The 23,906-nt window shown below is 41.3% G+C and carries 19 protein-coding genes and 1 pseudogene; 5 read left to right on the top strand and 15 right to left on the bottom strand.

Annotated elements, in window-relative coordinates:
* Positions 1-26: 26 nt before the first annotated feature.
* Positions 27-1,340, bottom strand: a complete 1,314-nt coding sequence (gene rimO, locus M23134_RS15700; protein ID WP_002697821.1) for a 30S ribosomal protein S12 methylthiotransferase RimO — start codon at positions 1,338-1,340, stop codon at positions 27-29.
* Between the two features lie 267 nt (positions 1,341-1,607).
* Positions 1,608-2,111, bottom strand: coding sequence for a hypothetical protein (locus M23134_RS15695; protein WP_053337314.1), 504 nt, complete (start codon positions 2,109-2,111; stop codon positions 1,608-1,610).
* Between the two features lie 144 nt (positions 2,112-2,255).
* Here M23134_RS15695 and M23134_RS15690 point away from each other — a divergent pair, with 144 nt between their 5' ends.
* The 4 genes and pseudogenes from M23134_RS15690 (at position 2,256) to M23134_RS15680 (ending at position 7,410) form a co-directional block, all read left to right on the top strand.
* The gene (locus M23134_RS15690; RefSeq protein WP_002697818.1) at positions 2,256-3,290 is read left to right on the top strand and encodes a helix-turn-helix domain-containing protein; all 1,035 of its coding nucleotides are present in this window, start codon (positions 2,256-2,258) and stop codon (positions 3,288-3,290) included.
* A gap of 22 nt (positions 3,291-3,312) precedes the next feature.
* Positions 3,313-3,402: pseudogene (locus tag M23134_RS42735) on the top strand (AraC family transcriptional regulator); the annotation flags it as partial.
* A 131-nt stretch (positions 3,403-3,533) separates the two neighbouring features.
* Positions 3,534-4,592 (top strand): hypothetical protein, encoded by a 1,059-nt coding sequence (locus M23134_RS15685; RefSeq protein ID WP_002697817.1) that lies wholly within the window; start codon positions 3,534-3,536, stop codon positions 4,590-4,592.
* A gap of 685 nt (positions 4,593-5,277) precedes the next feature.
* Positions 5,278-7,410: a 7TM diverse intracellular signaling domain-containing protein gene (locus M23134_RS15680; protein ID WP_198145031.1), complete on the top strand. Its 2,133-nt coding sequence runs from the start codon at positions 5,278-5,280 to the stop codon at positions 7,408-7,410.
* Positions 7,411-7,423: 13 nt separating this feature from the next.
* Here the strand turns inward: M23134_RS15680 and M23134_RS15675 are convergent, their stop codons facing one another.
* The 9 genes from M23134_RS15675 to M23134_RS15635 all read right to left on the bottom strand — a co-directional run bounded on the left by M23134_RS15675 (position 7,424) and on the right by M23134_RS15635 (position 16,402).
* On the bottom strand, positions 7,424-8,668 hold the full coding sequence (locus M23134_RS15675; protein ID WP_002697815.1) for a hypothetical protein: 1,245 nt from the start codon (positions 8,666-8,668) through the stop codon (positions 7,424-7,426).
* A 31-nt stretch (positions 8,669-8,699) separates the two neighbouring features.
* Positions 8,700-9,569, bottom strand: a complete 870-nt coding sequence (locus M23134_RS15670; RefSeq protein ID WP_045113681.1) for a hypothetical protein — start codon at positions 9,567-9,569, stop codon at positions 8,700-8,702.
* 325 nt (positions 9,570-9,894) lie between these two features.
* Positions 9,895-10,161: a hypothetical protein gene (locus M23134_RS15665; protein ID WP_002697813.1), complete on the bottom strand. Its 267-nt coding sequence runs from the start codon at positions 10,159-10,161 to the stop codon at positions 9,895-9,897.
* 719 nt (positions 10,162-10,880) lie between these two features.
* Entirely contained in the window at positions 10,881-12,326 is a 1,446-nt protein-coding gene (locus M23134_RS15660) for a tetratricopeptide repeat protein (RefSeq protein ID WP_002697812.1), read from the bottom strand.
* 279 nt (positions 12,327-12,605) lie between these two features.
* Entirely contained in the window at positions 12,606-13,097 is a 492-nt protein-coding gene (locus tag M23134_RS15655; RefSeq protein WP_002697810.1) for a hypothetical protein, read from the bottom strand.
* A gap of 395 nt (positions 13,098-13,492) precedes the next feature.
* On the bottom strand, positions 13,493-13,969 hold the full coding sequence (locus M23134_RS15650) for a hypothetical protein (protein WP_002697808.1): 477 nt from the start codon (positions 13,967-13,969) through the stop codon (positions 13,493-13,495).
* 42 nt (positions 13,970-14,011) lie between these two features.
* Positions 14,012-14,491: a hypothetical protein gene (locus tag M23134_RS15645; protein WP_002697806.1), complete on the bottom strand. Its 480-nt coding sequence runs from the start codon at positions 14,489-14,491 to the stop codon at positions 14,012-14,014.
* Positions 14,492-14,502: 11 nt separating this feature from the next.
* Positions 14,503-15,375: a hypothetical protein gene (locus M23134_RS15640; RefSeq protein WP_045113680.1), complete on the bottom strand. Its 873-nt coding sequence runs from the start codon at positions 15,373-15,375 to the stop codon at positions 14,503-14,505.
* 481 nt (positions 15,376-15,856) lie between these two features.
* Positions 15,857-16,402, bottom strand: coding sequence for a DUF2911 domain-containing protein (locus M23134_RS15635; RefSeq protein ID WP_002697800.1), 546 nt, complete (start codon positions 16,400-16,402; stop codon positions 15,857-15,859).
* A gap of 1,022 nt (positions 16,403-17,424) precedes the next feature.
* On the opposite strand from M23134_RS15635, the gene M23134_RS15630 reads away from it, so the two are divergent.
* Positions 17,425-19,827 carry an endonuclease MutS2 gene (locus M23134_RS15630; RefSeq protein ID WP_002697793.1) on the top strand — a complete coding sequence of 801 codons (2,403 nt, stop codon included), beginning with the start codon at positions 17,425-17,427 and terminating at the stop codon, positions 19,825-19,827.
* 121 nt (positions 19,828-19,948) lie between these two features.
* Here the strand turns inward: M23134_RS15630 and M23134_RS15625 are convergent, their stop codons facing one another.
* From M23134_RS15625 to M23134_RS15610, 4 genes are all read right to left on the bottom strand, one after another.
* Complete coding sequence (locus M23134_RS15625; RefSeq protein WP_157558501.1) at positions 19,949-20,845, bottom strand: hypothetical protein; 897 nt, start codon at positions 20,843-20,845, stop codon at positions 19,949-19,951.
* 260 nt (positions 20,846-21,105) lie between these two features.
* Positions 21,106-21,723, bottom strand: coding sequence for an ABC transporter ATP-binding protein (locus M23134_RS15620; RefSeq protein WP_002697791.1), 618 nt, complete (start codon positions 21,721-21,723; stop codon positions 21,106-21,108).
* 17 nt (positions 21,724-21,740) lie between these two features.
* Positions 21,741-22,520: an acyl-ACP--UDP-N-acetylglucosamine O-acyltransferase gene (gene lpxA, locus M23134_RS15615; RefSeq protein ID WP_002697789.1), complete on the bottom strand. Its 780-nt coding sequence runs from the start codon at positions 22,518-22,520 to the stop codon at positions 21,741-21,743.
* On the bottom strand, positions 22,510-23,904 hold the full coding sequence (locus tag M23134_RS15610; RefSeq protein WP_002697787.1) for a bifunctional UDP-3-O-[3-hydroxymyristoyl] N-acetylglucosamine deacetylase/3-hydroxyacyl-ACP dehydratase: 1,395 nt from the start codon (positions 23,902-23,904) through the stop codon (positions 22,510-22,512). The genes lpxA and M23134_RS15610 overlap by 11 nt, the downstream gene beginning before the upstream one ends.
* Positions 23,905-23,906 lie beyond the last annotated feature (2 nt).

Genomic DNA, 23,906 nt, shown 5'->3' with positions numbered 1-23,906 from the left:
TTGTTTGAAGCATTCGGCCAATGCTACTACTGCACCAATTCTCCGTACAAGTCAAACTCAGTAGCATTGATAATTTTGATAGGAGCAAATTCGCCTACAGGCAAATAAGTATTTTCGGCAGAAATAAGTACTTCGTTGTCTACTTCTGGCGAATCAGACTCGGTACGCCCTATAAAATACCCCCCTTCTTTGCGGTCTATCATCACTTTGAGGGTTTTGCCTACCTTTTGTTGGTTCAGTTCGGCCGAAATCTCTTGTTGCAATGCCATTACCTGTCCGGCACGATCTTCTTTTACCTCTTCGGGCACATCGTCTTTCATGGTAAACGAGTGGGTATTGTCTTCGTGTGAGTAGGTAAAAATACCCAAACGGTCAAACCTTGATTTTTCTACAAAAGTATACATTTCTTCAAAATCGGCTTCAGTTTCGCCAGGGTGTCCGGCTATCAGGGTAGTTCTCAAAGCTATTTCGGGCACCTTCTGACGGATGGTGTCAATCAATTGCTCGGTTTTTTCGCGGGTAATGCCTCGGCGCATCAATTTCAATACATTAGACGACCCGTGCTGCAAGGGCATGTCTAAATAGTTACACACATTGGGGTATTGCTTGATGGCATCCAAAATATCTAACGGGAAACCTGCGGGGTAAGCATACTGTAGACGAATCCACTCTATGCCTTCTACATCGGCAAGGCGTGCCATGAGCTCTGCAAGATTGCGTTTTTTATACAGGTCTAACCCATAATAGGTCAAGTCCTGAGCAATCAATATCAATTCTTTCGTTCCATTTTTTGCCATCGTTTGCGCCGACTTTACCAACTCTTCCATGGGGTGCGATACGTGTTTGCCCCGCATAATAGGAATGGCACAAAACGAACAGGGACGGTCACAACCTTCGGCTATCTTCATGTAGGCATAATGACGCGGTGTAGTAGTAAGGCGCTCACCTACCAACTCGTGTTTGTAATCTGCCTTAAATTTTTTGAGTAATAAAGGTAAATCACGGGTACCAAAAAAGGCATCTACCGTAGTGATTTCTTTTTCTAAATCGTCTTTGTAACGTTGCGACAAGCACCCAGTGACGTATAATTTATCAATCAAACCCTGCTCTTTGGCATCGGCGTATTGCAAAATGGTATCGATAGATTCTTGTTTGGCGTTTTCGATAAACCCACAAGTATTTACGATGACTACGTTTGCCTCGTCGTTTTGGGCTTCGTGGGTCACTGCTATGTCATTGCCCCGTAGTTGAGTCAGAATGTTCTCCGAATCTACCAGGTTTTTAGAACATCCCAGGGTTACTATATTTACTTTTGTTGATGTGTTTCCTTTTGTCTTCATCTATATAAAAAATAGTCGACAGTTGTACAGTCGACAGGCCACAGCGGTAAGTGCTTCTGTTTTGCTACCTGAAGCTTAGGAACGTGATCGCAATAACTGTCCGGTTTAGAACATATCCTCTTTCCTGACTTTCGTTACTTTTATTGTCCGTAGTACCGTCTCACGGTCTGGCTCAACATCCCCCGGATGTTGCCTTGCCCGCAAAAAGTGCCTCAGTCAGCCTTGAGTTTATGACCTCAATCTCGACACTTATTTTGAACATGTTCCTTAATAAGCCGCCTTATAATTAATGTTTATGTTAACTTCGGTAATATTGTTACTTTTCACCTCTACTGGGTGCACATTACCCTTGCCGTCAAATATATTGGCAAACAGCCCGTCTTTTTCAAGGGTAAATATTGAGTATTTACCCGGAGCAAGAGGCAGTTGAAAACAACCATCTTTGTCTGCCGTTGTTTTTGCCAAAGGTGCAGTAGCAGGTTTTTGGTACAAGCCCTCGTTTTTATTCAACTGGCTGGTTTGCATCAGTGGATATACCCATACCTCGCGCGCCACCGGGTTGCCAGCGGGTGCGTTTTTTTCTTTTCTTTTCCCTTTTTTCACCGGACCAGGCATTTGGTTACCACCTACCCAAAACACCCTACCATAGATGCCTTGAGTAATTTTGACTGCACAATTGCTTACGCGGCTGGCGTTATTGCGAGGGCTACAGCCTACCAAAGCAATGGTGAGGGTAAGCCATAAACCCATTGTTACAAATGTATGTTTCATAAAAGGCGTTGTTTGGTGGCGCAAAGATAGGGGTTTTTGGGGAAAGTTGTTAGGCGTGTAGGTTTTAACAAAAACCTGTCAGGAATTATGTTGACTTCTGAATAATTCGCTTACTTTGGTAATCAATACTTATGGTTTGTACCTATGCCCCACCTACTCACTCATTTCTTGCTTTTTTGCGCCTATTCAGGGGTAAGTATTGTGCTGTTTTTGTTGCTTTTGCTAAGCAAAACCTGGCGCAAACAACGTGCTCAACAAATACTGGCAGGTATTCTACTTAGTTTTTTATTCGTTGTGCTTTTGTATGTAACAGTGCCATTGGCATCGGTTAAGGTTTGGGCAGTTTTGCTGCCTATAGGGCTTGCCATACCTTATGCCCTAGGACCTTTGCTCTACTTTTACATCAAACTCACCTATCAGCCCCGGCTTCCACTGGGCAATACATTCTGGCGGCACATGTTGCCTTTTCTTATTGTTTTCACCTGTTTAAGTTTGCCATTAGGTTGGTGGCTTTATACCTCACCCAGAATGGGTGGTCAATACCACGCCATTGTATTGGTACCTATTGCAGGTATCCTGTTGATGAGCTACTATGTTTACCGCTGTGCTCAGTTGCTTAAACGTTTTCAGTTATTGGTCAAACACAACTACTCTACACTCTCTAAAGTAGATTTGCGCTGGTTGAATCTCTGGGTCAAAGGACTGATTCTTTTTGTAGTACTCGATGCGCTGACTGGAGGACTGGTGGCGGTTTTCCCCTGGCTTGGGCAACTTATTTATATCAATGCCTTGTATTTGGTGGGGCTTATCTGGTATATTGGTTATTTTGGTCTGCAACAAACCCAGGTATTTTTAAGCGAAATGTCTACATTGCCTGCTCCCCAGAAATTGCCTCAAAAGCCTACTTCAGTTAAAGCTAAAAACAACGCCACATCAACGAAGCTTCAACAACAGTTGCACAACCTTATTTTGCAAGAAGCATTGTATAAAAACGAAGACGTATCTTTGTATAAGGTGGCTCAAAAAATGGGCTTAAGTGATAAGCGGTTGTCAGAGCTGATCAACAAAGAAATGGGCACCAATTTTTACGAATACATCAATAGCTTTAGAGTAGATGCATTCAAGGAAAGGGTAAAAATGGCGATGCCCACACTTCACTTTACTAGCGCTTGCCTATGATTCGGGGTTTAACTCCAAAGCTACATTTAACCGGATATTTAAACAACAAACGGGGCTTACTCCCAGTCAATTCAGACAAAAAGTAACGTCTCAGTCCAATAAACCAAGATAAACACCAATAAATAACGCTCTAATTTACAACTACTCCCCTCTAAACAATGTCTCACTGCTTCCAATGAGTCGCTTATCAGGCAAGCCCTCTTTTTATTTGCCCTTATTCATTATTATAAACTGTAGCACATCATGGTATTATCTACACACTTCAGGGCTGTTTTACTCACCAGTTTATTATGCCTTGTTCTGGCAGTTGCATTGGTTTTGTCTAACACACCGTGGCTTGCCTTGCACCAAACCCTGGCCACGGGCATTACTTATGATTTGGTGTTGATTGCTCCTTTTATTTATTTTTTACTCATTAGGCAAAGCCCAATACCTACTACTACCGTAGTCCCTTTTTTTGGGTTAATGTTGCTATTGGCTACCTATATGTTGCCTGTTCATCAACAACAACACTTGCAAATGATCAAACACTTTGTATTGCCTGTGGTAGAGCTTGTAGTATTGGGGGTTGTGGTATATAAAATAAGAAAAGTAAGCAAGCGTTATAAACAAAACGTAGCAACCTCTTACGATTTTTTCACCGCATTGAAAGAAGCTTTGACAATCTTGTTTCCTCCCAGGGCAAGCGAAATAATCGCAGTAGAGTTTGGGGTGATTTATTATGGTTTTATTGCCTGGAAAAAGCGCCCTCTTAAGTCCAATGAGTTTAGTTATCACCGCAAAAGCGGCACCGTATTGCTGTTGGGGGTCTTTGTGTTTATGCTCATCGTAGAAACATTTATTTTACATATTTTGCTGGAGCAATGGAGCCTGGTGGCTGCCTGGATACTTACCGGGCTTGGTATTTATTCATTGCTACAGTTGATAGGCTTCGCCCGGTCATTGAGCAAACGTCCAACGGTTATTTGCCCAGATGAACTCAGGCTACATTATGGTATCTTATCAGAAACCACCATTGCATTGGCTGAAATAGCAGCCGTACAAACACTGCCTCAGACCCACAAAATAACCTACAACGATGAAGCAAGGAGTTTGTCGCCGTTGGGCGAAATGGAAAAACCCAATGTAATGATTCGGCTACGCACACAAGGTGAACTGGTTACACTATACGGGTTTAGGCGCTCTTATCGCACTTTATATTTGCACTTAGACACTCCCCAAGAGTTTACAAATCAAATAAATCACCGTATTTCATCATTGCCTTCAGACAATATTATTCCACCTTTTCATTTTTTTACATGATAGCCTGATAGCACAACTTTGAAAACGTTCTTCAAACCATTTGCTTTATATCAGGAGGGTACTTGTTTTGATAATAACCGAACTGTGTACCCACCTAACCTATTAAAGCAAACTTAAGCTTTATTTAGACTATTTCCGTTTATTCAACTCCAGGCTTGCCTTCAAAGGGTTGTGTGCTCACTTCCCGATTAGTACTTCAAACTCCTCATGCTTGTTTTTTAATCATCGAGTAACGGTAGGCTTTAGTTTGTGGGCGTTCATACATTGCCTTTGGTGAGCTCAGCATAAAGGCTCACCAATACTCGAATCATTGATTTTATAATAGAACTTACCAATAAGCACGCATTTGACTAAATATCCGTTGCCGCCCTTCCATCAAGCAAGTGGCTTTTTAAGTTTTTGGGCAAAAATCTTACTTACAAGAACATAAACCTGCCTGCAAGACTGCAAAAGTTAAAACTTTGGTTAATTTTGCTCAAAAAAACATTTGCTTAACTCTAGCCGATGGCTTTTTCAGCTGATAAATCACTTGAGTCTGGCTATTTTTTTGTGTGTAGACAGTACCATTCTCACCAAAAGACATCCAGTTTTTACTATGCGCTATGACAAAAATTTCATACAACTAAAATCAGTGAGTCATTCTACCTGTGCTTTGTTAACAACCACTTATACAATACGCAAAATAATGAAGCAACACTTCTTACTATTACTCTTGTTTGTTTCTTGTGGTGATGTACAGGCACAACTTAGGCTTTCGTTGAACCCTGCCCAAAACCAGTACACGTTGAGCCAACACATTGGAATATTTGCTGACAGCACTGGCACCTACTCATTACAAGACCTACTTGCGGGCAAGGCTCACTTTACCATTAATACCAACCCCCAACCCAATTTTGGTTTAACCAATACCACTTACTGGGTCAGGCTCAATTTATACAATCCAGACGACAAGCCTGTTCAGTGGATGATAGAGAATGGTTACCCCATTACCCATTACATCGACTTGTTTGTGGTTGACCAAAACCAACAAGTGATATTCAAGGCAAAAGGTGGTTCGAAATACCCCTTTGAACAACGGCTGGTAAAATACAGAAAAAACGTTTTTCCTACCCTTATACCTGCCCACACCCAATACACCTATTTTTTTCGTTTGCAGTCTCAAACCTCTATGCAAATACTGCTTACTGCCTGGCAACCCGTAGCATTTGCCGAAAATACCAACAATGAACTTTATTTTTGGGGAGGATATGTAGGCATTATACTAGCCGTTATTTTATACAATATGTTTGTGGCAATGAGCCTCAAAAGCATTAGTTATGCTTATTATATTGTATATGTAGGCTGTTTTGGGCTTATTCAATTGTCGTTGCAGGGCTTGGCTTACCAATACCTGTGGCCCAATGCTGTATGGTGGACTAATCACTGTATGCCGTTTCTGATGCTGTTGTCTACCTTTGCCAGCGTAGCTTTCACGCAAGGCTTTTTGCTCACACAAACATCGCAAGCAAAATGGCTACATAAGGTTTTAAATATTGCCAAATACGCCAACCTTAGTTTTGTCGTCATTCTCTTACTGCCCTATCAGATTGCGCTCAAAATAAGTGCATTGATTTCGGTCATCAGTCTGATACTCATGCTTGCCGCTGGGGTAATCAGGTTGCTTGAAAACTACAGGCCTGCCCGGTACTTTTGTATTGCTTGGTTTACCTTTGTGTTGGGTGCCATTATACTCATACTCAAAAACTTTGGGGTATTGCCTACCAATTTCTTTACCAGCCACACCGCCGCCATTGGTTCTGCTTTGGAGGCTATTTTGCTTTCGGTAGCCCTTGCCGACAAACTAAAAGTGCTTACTCAAGAGCGAGACGAGGCGCACCGGGAAACCCTCAAGGTGCAAAAACAAATCAATGAAGACCTGGAGGATAAGGTAAAGCTAAGAACCCGTGAAATTGCCGAGAAAAACGCTGAATTAATCACTCAAAACGAAGAAATTACCGCGCAACGAGATTTGCTGGACGAACAAAAAACAGCCATTGAAGATCAGCACATACAAATTACCTCCAGTATCAATTATGCACAAAAAATACAGCAGGCAATGCTGCCGGATATTCAGGAAATTAAAGAAAATTTTGCCGATTGTTTTGTGTTGTACAAACCCAGAGACACGGTAAGCGGTGATTTTTATTGGTTTACCCGTGTAGAAACTCATCAACGCCAGCCATTACTTATTCTGGCAGCGGCCGATTGTACCGGGCACGGGGTACCGGGTGGGTTTATGAGTATGATAGGCAATGAGTTGTTGACCGAAATTGTGTACCAACGAAAAGAGTACCAACCCGACCTGATACTTCAGGAGCTCGACTTGGGCATTCGCCGGGTACTCAAACAAAAAGAAACAGGTAACCGGGATGGTATGGACCTGACAATTGTAACCGTGGACCCACACACCCAAACAATGCGATTTAGCGGAGCACAAAACCCTTTGGTATATGTGCAAAATAGTGAGATGCGGGTAATCAAGGGGGATAAAATACCTGTAGGGGGTGCCCGGCTCAAAAAAGAACATCGCTACACCTGCCACACTATAGACATAGCCTCCCCCACTACGCTTTATATGTACTCAGACGGTTACCAAGACCAATTTGGTGGAGCAGAAGGCAGGAAATTCATGTCGCGACGTTTCAGAGAATTGTTGTATTCTATTCACCAAAAGCCTATGCTCCAGCAACAACAAATACTGGAGCAACAGCTGGCGGACTGGCAACAACACCAACACAAGCAAGTAGACGATATTTTGATTACAGGGGTAAGGGTATAAGCCATTACTTTACTCAACCTACTCGTTTTACCTCTTTTAGCAAATCATTGTACAACTGCCAAAACTCGTCCTCGCTTTCAGGGTGATAGTCTTGCCATAGTTCTTTGGCTTGGGCGTCAAGTTCGGGCATTATTGCAATTGATTTCTGAGCCATTACTCCATTCTCAACCTCAAGTGTTAGATCAATATTTACACGTTTGACAATCACCCCTAAGTCAAAAACAAGCAGGGTAATTTGATCACTTAGCTCGTTCAAAAGCATTTTTCGCCTTTTGTTCGCATTACTCAAAACCCCTATTTCTATATCATGCAAACAATCTTTTATAGCCTGTCTCAACTGACTGATAGCACGAGGAGACTCGTCTATAAATTGCCTGGTGCCCGCAAGAAAAGAGTTAGAAAAGGCTTTTTGTCTCTTAATATTGAAAAGAGTGGTTTGCAACTTATTTATTTCTTGTTCAATTTTTGAAATTCGCTGGTCAAAGGGCTCATTTGAGATAGGTGTTTTTGGTGTAGATGGGTTGCTTACCACCTTCTTGGCTTGGAAAGAAGAGCTCAATACTTGGGTTTTATTTACGTTTACGTGAGCTAAGGCAAGTAATTTTGCTGTCTGAAACATCTTTACGAATGCATCCTTGTTTTCTTGCTGTCTCCGTAAGCTACGTAGATTCTCCTCCAAAACATGTACCTCTGTATGTTTCATATTTAAGTAAATCCTCAAAAAAGGCAATACCTTTTTATTTATAAGATGTACCCCAACTTGCTTCTGTTTCTGATAAGCAGGTTCATTTTTCTGTATCTCCTCCTCAATTCGCTTCTGCAAACGTGGCAACTGCAATTCAATAGATTGAATTAGGGATTTTACCTTTCGCTCTGAGCCTTTCCACATGCTCATTTTTTCTTGCTGTATCTTCTTCAAACATTCTTCAATTTCTTGAATTGCCTCTCGAAGTTCGTTCACGTCTACAGCATAGTCATCGGACATTGACACAGACCTGAAGATAAAAATGGCAAAAACCACTACCGACCTTAGTATATATCCCAGCAACAGAGGTAAAACAAAACTCCCTATAAATGCTACTTCCTGAAACTCAACTATGGGCATTATAAATGAAAATACAGAACAGCCCACAAACCAATAAATCAAAGCAAAAGACAATAACTTACCAGTTGCTTCTTTGTTAGAAATCTTAGTGTTGACAACAAAACTTAATATTACAATATATTGAATAATGATATAGATATAGATAAGTAGCATAATGATATAAGTTTGATCTCATTAAAATAATTCATTTATTAGTTTGTACACGCAGCGCATCGTTTTTGGCAACCATCAACATCAGGTCGTAATATTGCCAAAATGCTTGATTTTTTTGGGGGTCAAAGTGTTGCCATATTTGCAGCGAAGTATAACATTGCTGGTTTTTGTTCCAGTAAGCTTGTGCCTTAGCTTGTTGGTCTGGGGGCAATTGTCCCAATGCATTAGGGTAAGCCATTTGTGACCTAATAATACCCAACCTGTCGCTGATTTTACCCAGGTATGCAGTCAATTCATCGGTTTTGTCTACCAGTGTAGCCACCTGTTTCATGTATATACTGAGTTGGCGGCGAACTTGTCGGTATGGGGCAGTTTGTGGGTAAGAGATGCTGGTGTCCAGGCACAAAGCAAACCACTGCTTCAATTCCTTTTTCGCAGAGTCTACTTGTAAAAACAGGGTGTTGTGCTGCACCCCTCTTTCTGTAGTAGATAGCTTGGGCAACTTATCGGCTTTTGTTTTTATATGCACCAACCATTTTGAGATTTTATCCAGCTTTTGTTTGTCTAACCCTGACGGCGTTTTCACAACTGCGGCTTGTTGGTTGCTATAGAGTACCCCAGAGTTTACCACTGTTTGAGCAAATGGAGTTTTTGAAAAAAAGAAGGGCTGAGACAAAAATTTACCCACCATGATTATAAAACTAGCCATCATAGGATGACACAAGATAAAATACCAGGAAGTGTGGGTAGTAATGCCCTCAGCGGTTAGAAAAAAGTTAATAAAAGCAGTGCTCACAAAAGACAGCAAGCTTATATAAAGAATGGTTCGGTTATTTTCGTTGTAGGTGTGCCAAAGCCATAAGAGCATATTGATGGCAAACATAATAAGAGGTGTAGCCATAATGTTGTAAAGTTTGATCTGTTGTATTTATACGCAAAAAACACCTCTCAGTTCATTTTTTATGGCATAAAAAAGCCTGTCCTTACTGGTCTAAATCTTCAAGGTACACCCTGTTTAACTACGTTGAGCTCATCACAGCAAGCTGCTGTAGATTCGATTCACAGGCAACTAAAAAACCTATAACACATTCATTTTCAGTATTTTATAAGTTTATTAGTTAGTAGCTTCGACAGGAGCAAGCCCCTAGAAGCCAATACATATCGGTATCTAAGGACTTGCGACTTGTCGCTAAAAGCTTGCCCCTATAGTAGCTCCCGACTACTAATTATCGTCTAAAACGATTATTAATCAATTCCTGAATCGCTATTTGAGTACGCACCTGGTCGTAAGGGGTGAGCCTTTCACCATTGCGGAGTTTTTCTATTACCTCATCGCAGGTGGCGCGCAAATGGGCGAGTTTGGCTTCACGCGCCTGCACAGCCTCGTCGATAGGCAGCAACACTGGCGGCAATTCTACTTTGTTTTTTTTGCCTGTCTTTTTGCGCTTGCCCGGCAACAGGCGTTTTTTGAGTTTGTCTAAGATTTTTTTCATTTATTTGAGTTTTATTGATTAAAGTTTTAGTAGCAAATATGAGAGTTTGTAATTACGAATTTGAGAATTACGAATTACGAATTACGAATTGGGCGAAGCCATTCGTACTTTAGTCCGGAGTTGGTAGTCGGTAGACCATAGTGGCTTCGCGTAAGTTAATTTTGAGTTTTATTGATTAAAGTTTTAGTAGCAAATATGAGAGTTTGTAATTACGAATTTGAGAATTACGAATTACGAATTACGAATTGGGCGAAGCCATTCGTACTTTAGTCCGGAGTTGGTAGTCGGTAGACCATAGTGGCTTCGCGTAAGTTAATTACGAGTTTAATAATTACGAATTACGAATTGGGCGAAGCCATTCGTACTTTAGTCCGGAGTTGGTAGTCGGTAGACCATAGTTTTTAGCCTCGCTTTGCGACCATTCGTAATTCGTAATTGATCCATTCGTAATTGTTTAACTCGTAATTAACCCCACATCAAACTGTTTGTTAAAAAACCAGGAGGCAAAAGCCCCCCGATTTCTTCCCCGATTCGGCGATGCTTATTGCAGATATACGAGGAAAATATTGACACAAAAGTAAAGTCCGCCAATATACCAAACAAGGCATTTTAGCGGACTTACTCGAATGTTTTCTTTTTGTATACTTGGGTTACCCAGCCAAACAGCTGGGGTAAAAAGGCGGGTTAACTATCTGAGGTGCAATGGGTAAGCTGGGGAATTAGGGGGTCTGTCCGGAGGGCTGTTTTACCCAAAATTTTAAAGCAGGTTTTTTTTGGCGTTGTGCCTTAAAATCGGTCACAAACTGAAAAAGCGACTCTATACGAGCTTCGTCGGCGAGTTTTTTTGCGTGGTATTTTACCTTGTCGCGGTTGGTGCCCAAAAGCGCCGCCAGCTCAGCAAAGCTCTTGCCCCTATACATCAAGGTGGCAAGCTGGGTTTCGTTGGTGCTCAACTGACGCCCCAACTTTTGGCGCAAGGTTTTGATCAAGGCTTTTTCGTGTTGCAACTGGCGTTGTTCGGGTAGCAGGCGTTGCTGCCACCCCTTGTATATAAACCAAGCCAACAACAACACCGCCCCCAAACCCAAATACAAGGGCAACCTGGTGCCATACCAACGTTGGGTGCGTGCCTGGGCAAGCTGAGCAGCCAGTGCTTGAGCCCGGCGTTGGTCTTGGGTGGCCAGGTGCTGGCTATAGTTGGCATACCACGCCTGGGCCGCCTCTAGCTTGGCGGCGTACTTGTCGTGTAGGGCAGTGGGCAGGGCAGCAGCTTGCAATATATCGCGGTAGAGCCTGATGTGTTTTTTGTTGAGGGCACGTTTGTCTATCAGGTGGGTTTTGGCTTGCATGGCGGCACTCATGAGCGAGTCGAGCCGTTTAAAATCGGCTTGAGCTCCCTGGGCGTTTTGGCTCGCCCACTGCCACAAAGCACGGGCTTGCGCCACAAACAGGGCGGGCTCGGCTTGGCGGCAACATATTTGTTCGGCGCGCTGCAGCCAGAGCAAGGCCTTATCGGGGCGGCGGTCAAAACTCAAATACTTGGCAAGGGTGGCGTAGTGGTAGGCTTGCTTGTCGGTGGGGGCATTGGTGGGCAGGCGGGTGATGATCTGGTGTTGGTAATAAGCCGCCGAATCGTATGCTCTAAACCTAAAAAACGCCTGGGCAAGGCTTTCGTAAATGCCTGTCACGCGCTCAGGAGCATACTTTTGGCGCAACCCCAAGGCTTGCCGCAAAACAGGCAAAGCACTTTCTTTTTTTTCTTCTAATAATATTCTCCCCTTCAAGTTATAAGCATAGCTCAAATCTTTAAAACTTTGATGACGCTGTAAAAAATCAATATTTTGTTGAGTGATTTTTTTGGCTTTTTTGTAATTGCCAAAATTAAAAAAAGTATTCGCAATATTTTTATTTACGTCAATATAAGCTGCTGAATCTGTGGCATATTTTTGGGCTTGTAAATATCCATGCAAAGCTCTGTGATGAGAACAAGCTTGATTAGCAGCATAAGCCAAAAGGTAAAATGATTTATATATGCTGATTGAATCATAGCCTGTATTAGCAAACTCATAGGCTTCTTGATAATGTTCCTGATAAGTTTCTTGTGTTTGTGCAATTGCTGAGAAAGAAGATAGAAGAATAAAAATACAAAAGAATAATTGCTTCATAGTTTTAGGATTAGATAATTGCAAAGATACATGACTATGAAACAATGGTGAAAAAAACGAAATAGAATTAATCGTTTATAAAAACCTCTATTCCGATTCTGGCGCAAGCGTTCCTTACACCGAAAGCATTTGGTATTTATAAACTTGTGCCCCCTATTAAGGGAGTTTCAAAACTCCGAACTTGTATTCGGAGTGTCTCGTTTCCAGGTTTTTGCAATAAACAAACTTGAATTTACTACGAAGGAGATAAGTCGGGAGACTTGCGCCAGTGGTGTGTAATTACTCTATAAGCTTTAGAATACGATTTTTATTTGCCTTGATCTTAGAAATATACCTGGAATGAACCATTCCATCACCGCCATAATATGGTTTAAAGTAATGAATGCGTCTAATTTTTCTAGGTTTAAAGTCTTTGGCGCTCTGTTTATGTTCTTTTGTAAATGGTCTACAATCAACTCCAAAACCATAAGACAACAATCCTTTGAAAGACGCGGGCTGCTCAAATCCAATCAGGTGTTTTTTATATTGGAAAATAACTGTCCATTTTTTACCTTCTGCAATAACAGGTTTAGTAAAATAGTTATCCTTTATAGTTGGCTCTATCCTTAAAGTCTTCAAAGAATCTTTAAATACAAGGTAGATTTTAAAGTCGCCTTTGAGAGCTACTTCTTTACCATCTTTAACAAAACTTACCGACACTTTATGGCGTTGCCCAAAGGCACTACCCACCAGGCACAAAACCACGCAGATAGTAATGAGTTTTTTTTTCATCTTACTTTATTTTTACAAAATGTTTGACAAACCAGCCCCTAAGAATAGAGGCAAGTTTTTAACTTGCTTATAAACGAAAATTAAAAACTTTCTCCTATTCCAAGGCTTAAGTTAAAAAAACTTAAGCCACTTACTGGTTTAAGTCTTCTGACTTAATACCTAAGATATAGAGGCAAGTTTTTAACTTGCTTGTAAACGAAAGTTAAAAACTTTCTCCTATTCCAAGGCTTAAGTTGAAAAAACTTAAGCCAGTGAGGGACACAGTAATAAACCCCTGTGACACAAATAATATTTGGCGCAAGACTATTTCTCCTCTCTAGTGTAAGTGCCTTTCGTATCTCAAGAACAACAAAAAAGCCCCAGCCAAGGCGTGATTGAGTAAGGCTTACACTTAACTACTCTATCAACCGGAGTATTTTGCGACGGTGTTTTTTGGGGTGTTTTATTTTGCCTACTGCATAAGAACCATATTCAGGGAACTCTACATAGTCGATATATTTTACCCCCTTAAGGCGTTTGCCTTCAGAGTATTTTTTATCAAAAGGACGGTAGTCTACCCCAAAATCTAAACTATCATCTTGTTCTGAATATACTTGCGTTGTAAACCACATCAGATTTTTTTTATATCGAAAAATAAATGTTCCTCTTTGCCCCTTTTTAAACTGAGGGTTTACAAAGCTGTTGTTCTTAATTACGGGCTTTATGATGGTAGTTTTGAGTGAATCTTGTAGCACAATATAAATCTTAAAATTGTCTTGAAGGGCTATTTTTTTACCATCTTTGGTAAAGCTAATCGTTGTTTTGTGTGATTGCCCAAAGGCACTACCCGCCAGGCACAAAACCAAGCAGGTAGTAATGAGTATTTTTTGCATGTGATTTTATTTAATTTTCACAAAATGTTTGACGCTTAAAATTTAGTCTATGAGTTTAAGCAATTCATCCCTAAATTTCTCAGGATCATTGCTTTTCATTCTTATAGGTTTACCAGCTTTGCGAGGTATACTCAGGTAATATATACGCTTGTTTTTTCTTCCTGTAGCCTTAGCAAAGTATTCACTCATTTTTTCTTGCTCTGTAATCACTGTAATAGTTTCATTCTCAATGGCACGTAAGTAAATAATAAAATAAGGTAAATGATTTTTATACTTAAAAACCATGACCCATCTCCTATGCTTGTCTAAGTTAGGCATAAAAAAACTATTATTTTTTATCACAGGTTTTATAATAGTGGTTTGGATAGTGTCTGTCAACTCAAAGCAAACTTTAAAATCATTGTTGAGCTTTACCTCTTTGCCATCTGCTACAAATTTTATAATTGTCTTCTTTTGCTCTTGTTGCCCCAGTGCTATTTGCACTAGAAACAATGCCATTGATATAAGTATGAGTTTTTTCATTGTTGAGTCATTTATTTAATTTTCACAAAATGTTTGAGGGGCATGGTAGCCACTACCCCATTGCCATTGTAAATATACACGGTTTTGTTGCCTGCCCCCAACACATAGCTATTGCCTGTTACATGATAAGGGTTGGCGTCTTTGTCGGGGTTGGCTCGTTCTCTGGCGTTGGGTATATCTCCTTCTCCGTTTTTATTAGAGGGAGCTTGGTCAAACTCATGTTTAAGTCCATTCTCACCCATAATAGTACCTTTGGGGTGCACATGGTAAGTGCCATGAATGGTTTTGAGGTTATCGGTTGAACTCTCCCCGCTAAATACATCTACACTGGCATAGGCAACTTTGCTAGGGTCGGCATATTTGCCGGGCAACGCCTCTACTATATTCTCGTTGCCGTCATTATCAAGCCCAAACATGCCCCCTTCTTCGTGAAAGCCTCCTTTTTTGTCGCCTACGGTGGTATTGGGCTTATTAGAACGTTTGACCGCCTCTAGCATTGCCTGGCGCACCGCAAAGCTGGGCAGCACCACCGCCGAGCGTACCTCGCTTAGCGGCATACAAGCCCCATGCTTGTGGGCATCTTTTATTGCATTGCGTTCTTTTTTGTTGGTTACCAGGTATATGGTGTCGTTGGCTTGGTCGTGGCTGCCCAGGTATTTCCCCTTGCGGCTATAGTAGCCCCCGGTAGAGCCTTGGGCAATGGGTAGAGGGCTTTGACCATAAGCAAGCGCCTTGTTGCGTGCTGCACTCCTATCTACATTGCGGTGCTTGGCAGGTACAGGCACCATTCCACTTTTGTAAGGGCTGTCAGGGTTGGGGAGTTGCCTTACAGGTTGGTTGTTGTGGTTATTTTCGTTTTTGTTGTGGTTTTTATGTGTATGCATACGTTTGCTTGGCTTAGGTAATGCGCCAGTTTTTGGGTGAAAAAAAGATTGTAATATAAGGGCAAAGGTAGAGGGGCATCTCCCGAAAAACAATAGCAAAACGAGCGTGTTCACTTTTTGTATACTTTATTACCCAGCTTGCCGCAGGGGTTTTACTGGGGTAAAATCACGGTTTAACTCTTTGTTTATCAACACTTTATTTGGGTAAAACCCAGGCAATACTTAGGGGGAGATTTTGCCCAACTAAAACCTGACCTGGTAAGCGTGTTTACATTGGTGATAGGGGTAAATTGGTAGCTTGCCATTGAACGAAAATTAGTCAGGAGTCAATCGTTGGGAGTCAGGAGACTATTGGCTACCACTCCCAGCTTGCGATTGTACGAAAGTTGAAAAAAATTAAGCCAGTGAGTATGCTGATATAAAAAAAGCCTACCCTCTCAAGTAAGCCTTTTCGTTGTTCAATAAACTAGAGTCAAAATATTTAAAAACTTATGGGTACACGTACCCTGGTTTTGTCCCAGCCCAATACCATAGTCAGGTTTTTATTGTTGCCACCAAAACGAATAGAAAAATTTTCGAGGCTTTTCTTTGCCTCATTTTTAGCTGGTACTTCTATACGCGCCACATCGTTGGCTTCTTTGTAGCCAGATGTCCCCCACTGATCATAATCTTTGTTCAAAATAATGGTCCATTTGTCTTTGCCCGGCACAGTAAACAAAGCATAAGTACCTGCTTTTACCGCTTTGCCACCAAATTTTACATCTTGGGCAAATCTAATTTCGGTGGCTTCGTTGGCACCAGTGCGCCACAGCTTATCATACTTGATAATACCGCCAAAAATCTCACGTCCTTTTTTGTAAGGTCGGCTATAAATCACTTTTATTTTTTTGGCACCCCGGCGAGGGTAATAAGCCATGTCTAAGGGGCTTTTGTCTAAGCCACGCATTTTTTTCTGGGCACTTGCTACATCGGCTGCAAAAACTACAGCTACCAGGGTAAGTATTGATAGAATGTATTTTAATTTCATGAGTTTGTAAGGATTATGTTTACAATGAACTTGTTTAAGGTTTTGGCATTGAGAGCAAAATGAGTGATTTTTCACATAGATGAGGCGTGGAAGGCGGAGTTTAGCCTAGCTAAGGAACATGATCGCAATAACTGTCCGGTTTAGAACATATCCTCTTTACTGACTTTCGTTACTTTTTTCGCCGTAGCTATGGCTACGACTGCAAAAAGTGCCTCAGCCAGCCTCGAGTATACGCCCTCAATCTCGACACTTATTTTGAACATGTTCCTAAATGAGCATTTTCACAACGAAGTATATGGGTAAAAGAACCATTTTGAATTATTTGAAAAAACCTTAAACAAGTTCTATAATTAATATCCAAAAGTAAGGGCTAAGTTCAAAAAGATGCAGTGCCTCATCAAGTTTAACAGATTTTTTACTTTATATCAATGCTCCCTTACCTAAAATCAAACCCTCCTCTTGATTATTCAATCAAAAAAAGTGTATATTTGCAGCCCTTACAACACCATTTATATTTTTACAACCTATATAAAATAAGGAGCTGAGATGCTGTACTTACTTTTCTTTAAACATAATTGAGGCTTATAGCCACCTTCTTATAAGTCTATACTCACCTTTTGCGCGCACAAATAGCCCAAAATGGTATAAATGGTTGCGTCCTTATAATTTTACTCCACTTTGGTATATGTAATGGACAAAAAATAACCTTTCGATTTAGGAAATAACCTCTACCCTTGATGCTTCGTTATTTTTATTGCCCGTAGCACTGCTACGAGCGCAAAAAATGCCTCGCCTCAGTAGCAAATCTCTATCTCCAAATGGATACTTTATTTTTCAACCATTACATAATTGATTTTTTGCATTGACAAACACATTGTTTCAATTGTGCAATACGGGTAACTTTGTCTATCCACCTGATGCACTTCAGGGCTTCGGTTTTTACAAAACCTCAACAAGTAAACAACAGAACCTTTTAGCAAAAGCTAAACAGGGATTGAAAAAATATTTAATTTCTTAGAAGAATGGTTTATCCTAACAATTTAGAAGAAAAATTAGGATTTGATAAAATCAGAGAACTTTTAAAAGCAGCTTGTGTCAGTACATTGGGGCAGAGCTATGTCGAAAAAATCAAGTTCTCCACTAAATTTGATTTGGTAGAAAAGTTGGTCAAACAAACGGCTGAATTTAAAGACATCTTGGTACAGGAAGAGGGTTTCCCTCGCCAAAACTATATAGATACACACGACTACCTTTCGAAAGCGGCCCTAGAGGGGGCTTTTTTGTCAGAAAGAGAGTTTTTCGAACTCAAAATATCGTTGGTGACCATCCGTGAATGCCTTCAGTTTTTTGCCAACAAAGAAGAACAAGCCTATCCTTATTTGATAGAGCTGAGCCACTCGGTAGAGCTAGACCGAAACCTGATCAAACGCATTGACGAGGTCGTTGACGACCGGGGCAAGGTACGCGATACGGCTTCGCCTGAACTCAACAACATTCGTCGCCGCATTATAGTAGAGCAAAGTAATTTGCGCCGTCGTTTGGACGAGATTTTGAGTTCGGCAAAAAAAGACGGACTGGTAAAAGAAGATGCTTCGCTCACATTACGTGAGGGCAGAATGGTGATTCCGGTAAAGGCAGAAAACAAACGGAGAATCAAGGGTTTTGTGCACGACCAATCGTCTACCGGACAAACTGTATACCTGGAGCCTGCCGAGATATTTGACACCAACAACGAAATACGCGAACTTGAATACCGCGAACGCGATGAGGTAGTCCGTATTTTGATGGAGCTCACCAACGAGGTACGCCCTCATATTGGGGTGTTGCGCCGGGCATACAACTACCTGGGTATGATTGATTTTATCAGGGCTAAAGCACGCTTTGCGCTTGATACCCAATCGGTACTGCCTACTATGCTACAGCAACCCATTGTAGACTGGACTGATGCTCGTCACCCTTTGTTGTACTTGAGCTTTAAGCAACAGGCCAAGCAGGTAGTACCGTTGACTTTGTTGCTCAATCAGGAGCAAAAAGTACTGGTAGTGTCGGGGCCTAACGCCGGGGGTAAATCTGTTTCGCTCAAAACTGTAGGTTTATTACAATACATGTTTCAGTCGGGTTTGCTCGTGCCTATGTACGAAAACTCCCGCATTGGTTTCTTTCGCGATATTTTTATTGATATTGGCGACGAACAATCACTGGAAAACGACCTGAGTACCTATAGCTCTCACCTGACCAACATGAAGCACTTTTTGCGGCACGCCGATGAGCGCTCACTGTTTCTGATTGATGAGTTTGGTACAGGCACAGAACCTTCGCTGGGAGCGGCTATTGCCGAAGCGATTCTCGAAAAGCTCGACCAGTCTCAGGCAAGTGGTGTAATCACTACTCACTATACCAACCTGAAGTTTTATGCCGAAAATGCCCCTCGTATCATCAATGGAGCCATGCGTTTTGATGTTGAAAACCTAGAGCCTCTGTATATGTTGGAAATGGGCAAACCAGGTAGTTCATTTGCTTTTGAAATTGCCCGAAAGATAGGGTTGCCCCGTGAGGTGATTCAGCGGGCTCAGAAAAAAGCCGGACGCAAACAGGTCGATTTTGATAAGGTATTGCGTGACCTGGAGATTGAGAAAAAGGATTTTGAAACCAAAAACCAACAATTGACCCAACGCAACGAACTGCTCGAAAAAACTACTGCGCACTACCAATCTTTGAAAGAGCACCTGGACAATGAACGTAAAAAGATCATGAACCAGGCTAAAGAAGAAGCCAAGCGTTTGGTACAACAAGCCAACCAGCGGATAGAGGAAACCATTCGCCAAATAAGAGAAAACAAGGCGGAGAAACAGGCCACTAAAGAGCTTCGCAAAGACCTGGACAGCTACAAGGAGGAGTTTAAACCCGAAGCAGTGGCAGAGCCAGTACCCGAAGACGAAGTGGTAAAAGTGGTAGGTGGTAAGATTGATGTAGGTAGCCTGGTACGTATCAAAGGGCAAAACACTATAGGCGAGGTAGTCGAAGTCAAGGGCAAAGATGTGCACATGAGGATTGGTGACCTTAAGTCGAAAGTAAAACTCAATCGCCTGGAGAAAATTACCCGCAAGGAGTTTAGAAAACAAACCCAAGAGACGGGACCTTCTAAAATCAAAGGTTTGGACCTGACCGAAAAAATGGCACATTTCAACAGCCGTTTAGACCTAAGAGGCAAGCGAGGTGATGAAGCGCTCAAAATAGTAGAGGTTTTTATTGACGACGCTATATTGGTGGGTACCCACGAAGTACAAATTGTACACGGCAAAGGCGATGGCATTTTACGCAACCTGATTCGTCAACGCCTGAAGGATTTCAAAGAAATTGAAAGCATAAGCGATGGGCATGCCGATCGGGGCGGAGACGGTATAAGTGTGGTAAGGTTGAAATAATCAATAGTAACAAGTAAGTTTTTACTAACCAATGCCTTGATTGAAATTACTATTACAAACAAAAAAAGCTGCCCATGGGCAGCTTTTTTTGTTTTATATCTATTTTGAACAAATGCCAGATTTATTGCTGGGCAACCATTCTTAGCTCAGTATCCACATCCAATTCAGCAATCACAATGTTTACTTTGGTAGAGCTGGTACCTTTAAGGTTTAAGTTAGTCGCACTCAAAGTAGAAATGGCCAACTCAACCGTACGCGACTCGGTAGTACCAATTTTAGGGTATATCAGCGTAAGCATGGTAGGGTTGGTAGCATCGTTGATAGACCAGGTAACTGGGGCAGGTACACCCGTAATGGTTACAGTATTTAAACCCAAAGCGTTGGTTCCAAACTTCATGGTTTGTTGGGTAACATCTACACTATTTTTGATACCATTGGAATAAACCCCTTCACCTTTCCAGGTAACAGCAGTTAGAAAGTTGTTGGTAGCAGGAGGAGCCGCAGTTCCAGTTTTGTTAAAACGTAGCTCGGCACCAGCTGGCAATGGAATTCCAAATACGTTCACACTTTTACCACTTTCGCCAAAAATCACTAAATCAGTATCAGTCAAGGTAATCTTCAAATCAGTAGTAGGAGCAGTTAATAACTCTGTTACGATTTTTTCAATAGAGGTGCCCGCTTCCAAAATTTTAGTTGCACTAGGAATTTTCATTGATAATAGTGTTCCATCTGCGTTTACCTTCCATTGGGTAGTAAGAGGAGTAGACGTTTTCTCATTGATAATAATGGTATTGTCCACATTGGTTACCGATCCGTTGCCATCTTTGAACTCAAGAGTAAGCCCTAAGTTTTGTAAAGGGGTAGAGGCACCTGTGGCATAAATACCAGTAGACTTCCAGGGGCTTGCCACTAGTTTAGCTTCTTGTACTTGCTCTGGTGTTGGGTTATTTTCATCCTTTTTTTTACACGATACCATCGCGAAAATTGCCAAAAGTAATAGTAGACTATATTTCTTCATAGTTTTTGTAAAATTGTGAGAATTTAATAGTTAGTTGTTATACGGGATTTCATACTTGAAGTTATTGTATTTTACCCTCTAACAACAATTAATATTATTTGGTTTTGATAACTAAAATATTCTGCCGATTTTAAGTAATTTTTACCAGACACCAACTAGTTTGGTGTAGACAAAAACACTTGCACAACAGCAACTAATATACGCAGAACGATCTTAATTTGTCTCGTTGAGCACGAATAAAAAGTAATCAAAGAAGATTATTATTTAAAAGAAGTGATGTCGATAACCTCATCGCAAAACTCATATTCATACGCTTGGTTAGAGCATAAGATTAACAAGCGATCTTGGGTGTTTTTTTCTATTTCCTGGTGATACCAGTCAATGCCCTGGTTATCGAGGTTTGAGGTGGGTTCGTCAAGCAAAATAATCTCAGTACCTGCATAAAACGCCAAGCCCAACTTGAGGCGTTGCTTCATGCCTGAAGAAAAATGCTTAATCATTTTGTGTTTTGCTCTTCCCAGTTTCATAATGTCCATAAACTCCTCCAACGATAGCTCATTCTTCAGAGGCTTAAACTTACAATGAAATTTGACCAACTCTAATAAGGTAAACTCTTCGATGAGTTCAAGGTAAGGGGCAGCTATGGATAAGTGACGATAGATATACTCTACCGCAATGGTTTGTTGCTGTTGCTTAAAGAGCACTTCGCCATTGGTGGGGGCGGCTACTCCCGCCAAAATCTGCAACAAAGTAGATTTGCCACTGCCGTTGGGTCCAACTACAGTGTAAGAGTGGGGGGACTGAAAACGCAAGTTTAAGTTTCTAAAAATCCAATCTCTTTGAAATTTCTTGCTAAGATTCTCTGCTATAATTTCCATTCACTCCCCCACAATGTTTATTGAATTCCTTTCATGATGCCACGATCAGAACTCTGAATAAACTTAATTATTTCTTCGCGATCAGGCGATTCAGGGATTTGTTCTTTTACCAGGTTCAACGCTTTAGTAGTGTTGAGCCCACTTTGAAAAATAATACGGTAAGTATCTTGAATGGCATTGATCCGAGCCTTGGTAAAACCTCTTCTTTCGAGCCCAATAGAATTGACCCCAACATAGCTCAAGGGCTCGCGGGCGGCAGTTACAAAAGGAGGCACATCTTTGCGTACAAGAGACCCACCTGATACCATTACGTGGGAACCAATTTTTGAAAACTGGTGCACTGCACTGTTACCTGATACAATGGCATGGTACCCTATTTCTACGTGTCCGGCCACCTGTACCGAGTTAGAAAGGATGCAATTGTCGCCAATGAGACAATCATGCGCCACATGCACATAAGCCATAATTAAGCAATTGTTGCCTATTTGGGTTTTGTCAGCGTATTTAGTCCCACGGTTAATCGTTGCACATTCTCTGATAATAGTATTATCACCTATGACTGCCAGAGAGTCTTCACCTTCAAACTTTAGGTCTTGAGGAATATTACTGATAACTGCGCCAGGGTGAACTTTACAGTTTTTTCCTATACGTGCTCCTGACATGATTACAGTATTTGCACCAATCCAGGTTCCGTCTCCTATTTCTACATTGTCGTAGATGGCAACGAAAGGTTCTATAACTACATTTTCCCCAATTTTAGCATTTGGGTGAATATAAGATAGTGAATTATTTTTCATTTTTCTTTACAATACTTGCCGATAGTTGAGCTTCACAAACTAATTCACCTGCTACAAAGGCTTGTCCATGCATTGTAGCGATTCCACGTCTGATAGGGTATTTTAATTCGCATTTGAAAATAATAGTATCCCCAGGAACCACCATTTTCTTGAAACGACATTTATCTATAGAGATGATATAAGCACGGTAGTCATCGGGGTTGGGCAAAGTACGCAACACCAAAATACCGCCAGTTTGTGCCATAGCTTCTATTTGTAATACGCCTGGCATGACTGGTTCGCCAGGAAAGTGTCCTGTGAAGAAGGGTTCGTTGACTGTCACATTTTTGATACCAGCCACAGTTTTATCATCAAGGTGATAAATTTTGTCTATAAGGGCAAAAGGGTAGCGATGAGGTAAGATATTAAGAATTCCTTGTATGTCCATCAAAGCAGGGAGCTTGGGGTCATATTCAGGAATGCTGTTTTTAGCCTCTTTCATATGTTTTTTAAGCTTTTTGGCAAAAGCTACATTAGCCGCATGACCAGGGCGGGCTGCCAGTATTTGTCCTTTGATAGGACGACCAGCCAAGGCAAGGTCACCAACTAAATCAAGTAGTTTATGACGGGCAGGTTCATTTTTAAAACGTAGCTCTACGTTGTTCAATATCCCCTCTTTTCGTACCTCTACCTTGGGCTGGTTAAATATTTCTTTCAAGTGGTCTAACTCCGAGCTATCAATCATCCTGTCTACAATCACAATGGCATTTTTGACATTACCACCTTGTATCAGGTTTTGCTTATAGAGCATTTCCAGCTCATGCAAAAAGCAAAAAGTACGGCAAGCAGCTATTTCACTGGGAAAATCCTTGATATTATTCAAAGTAGCATGTTGGCTCCCCAATACTGGCGAGTTATAGTCTACCATTACCGTCAAACGATAATCGTTTAGTGGAAAAGCCCCAATTTCTATATTATTGGCAGTGTCCCGGTAATAAATATTTTCATTTATTTCAAAATAATTACGTAGCGCGTTTTGCTCCTCTACGCCCGCTTCTTGCAACGCTTCCACAAACTGAATAGAACTCCCATCCATAATAGGAGGTTCAGGTCCATCAAGCTGTATCAATACGTTGTCTATTTCTAAACCTACCAAAGCTGCCAAGGTATGCTCTACCGTATTTACCCTTGCCCCACTTTGCTCAATTGTAGTTCCTCTTGACAAATCCACTACATTGTCCACGTCTGCATCCACAATAGGAGAACCCTCCAGGTCGGTGCGTTGGAACTTGATCCCATGGTTAGGTTTAGCAGGCAAAAACGTCATATTTGCTGGTACACCGGTATGCAGCCCAACTCCTGAGACGGTTACTGTTTTTTTTATGGTTTGTTGCTTAATATTCATAA

It is taken from the genome of Microscilla marina ATCC 23134, assembly GCF_000169175.1.
Taxonomy (GTDB): domain Bacteria; phylum Bacteroidota; class Bacteroidia; order Cytophagales; family Microscillaceae; genus Microscilla; species Microscilla marina.
Note: the sequence above shows the minus strand (reverse complement) of the source record. Positions and strands in the feature narration are given on the sequence as shown.

What these genes read in the sequence shown, in the direction of transcription:
- M23134_RS15670 (WP_045113681.1), bottom strand. Translation starts at nt 9,569, where the DNA reads ATGGCTACACCTCTTATTATGTTTGCCATCAATATGCTCTTATGGCTT.
- M23134_RS15635 (WP_002697800.1), bottom strand. Translation starts at nt 16,402, where the DNA reads ATGAAATTAAAATACATTCTATCAATACTTACCCTGGTAGCTGTAGTT.
- M23134_RS15640 (WP_045113680.1), bottom strand. Translation starts at nt 15,375, where the DNA reads ATGCATACACATAAAAACCACAACAAAAACGAAAATAACCACAACAAC.
- lpxA (WP_002697789.1), bottom strand. Translation starts at nt 22,520, where the DNA reads ATGAAAAATAATTCACTATCTTATATTCACCCAAATGCTAAAATTGGG.
- M23134_RS15645 (WP_002697806.1), bottom strand. Translation starts at nt 14,491, where the DNA reads ATGAAAAAACTCATACTTATATCAATGGCATTGTTTCTAGTGCAAATA.
- M23134_RS15620 (WP_002697791.1), bottom strand. Translation starts at nt 21,723, where the DNA reads ATGGAAATTATAGCAGAGAATCTTAGCAAGAAATTTCAAAGAGATTGG.
- M23134_RS15690 (WP_002697818.1), top strand. Translation starts at nt 2,256, where the DNA reads ATGCCCCACCTACTCACTCATTTCTTGCTTTTTTGCGCCTATTCAGGG.
- M23134_RS15680 (WP_198145031.1), top strand. Translation starts at nt 5,278, where the DNA reads ATGAAGCAACACTTCTTACTATTACTCTTGTTTGTTTCTTGTGGTGAT.
- M23134_RS15660 (WP_002697812.1), bottom strand. Translation starts at nt 12,326, where the DNA reads ATGAAGCAATTATTCTTTTGTATTTTTATTCTTCTATCTTCTTTCTCA.
- M23134_RS15665 (WP_002697813.1), bottom strand. Translation starts at nt 10,161, where the DNA reads ATGAAAAAAATCTTAGACAAACTCAAAAAACGCCTGTTGCCGGGCAAG.
- M23134_RS15675 (WP_002697815.1), bottom strand. Translation starts at nt 8,668, where the DNA reads ATGCTACTTATCTATATCTATATCATTATTCAATATATTGTAATATTA.
- M23134_RS15685 (WP_002697817.1), top strand. Translation starts at nt 3,534, where the DNA reads ATGGTATTATCTACACACTTCAGGGCTGTTTTACTCACCAGTTTATTA.
- M23134_RS15695 (WP_053337314.1), bottom strand. Translation starts at nt 2,111, where the DNA reads ATGAAACATACATTTGTAACAATGGGTTTATGGCTTACCCTCACCATT.
- M23134_RS15625 (WP_157558501.1), bottom strand. Translation starts at nt 20,845, where the DNA reads ATGAAGAAATATAGTCTACTATTACTTTTGGCAATTTTCGCGATGGTA.
- rimO (WP_002697821.1), bottom strand. Translation starts at nt 1,340, where the DNA reads ATGAAGACAAAAGGAAACACATCAACAAAAGTAAATATAGTAACCCTG.
- M23134_RS15610 (WP_002697787.1), bottom strand. Translation starts at nt 23,904, where the DNA reads ATGAATATTAAGCAACAAACCATAAAAAAAACAGTAACCGTCTCAGGA.
- M23134_RS15655 (WP_002697810.1), bottom strand. Translation starts at nt 13,097, where the DNA reads ATGAAAAAAAAACTCATTACTATCTGCGTGGTTTTGTGCCTGGTGGGT.
- M23134_RS15630 (WP_002697793.1), top strand. Translation starts at nt 17,425, where the DNA reads ATGGTTTATCCTAACAATTTAGAAGAAAAATTAGGATTTGATAAAATC.
- M23134_RS15650 (WP_002697808.1), bottom strand. Translation starts at nt 13,969, where the DNA reads ATGCAAAAAATACTCATTACTACCTGCTTGGTTTTGTGCCTGGCGGGT.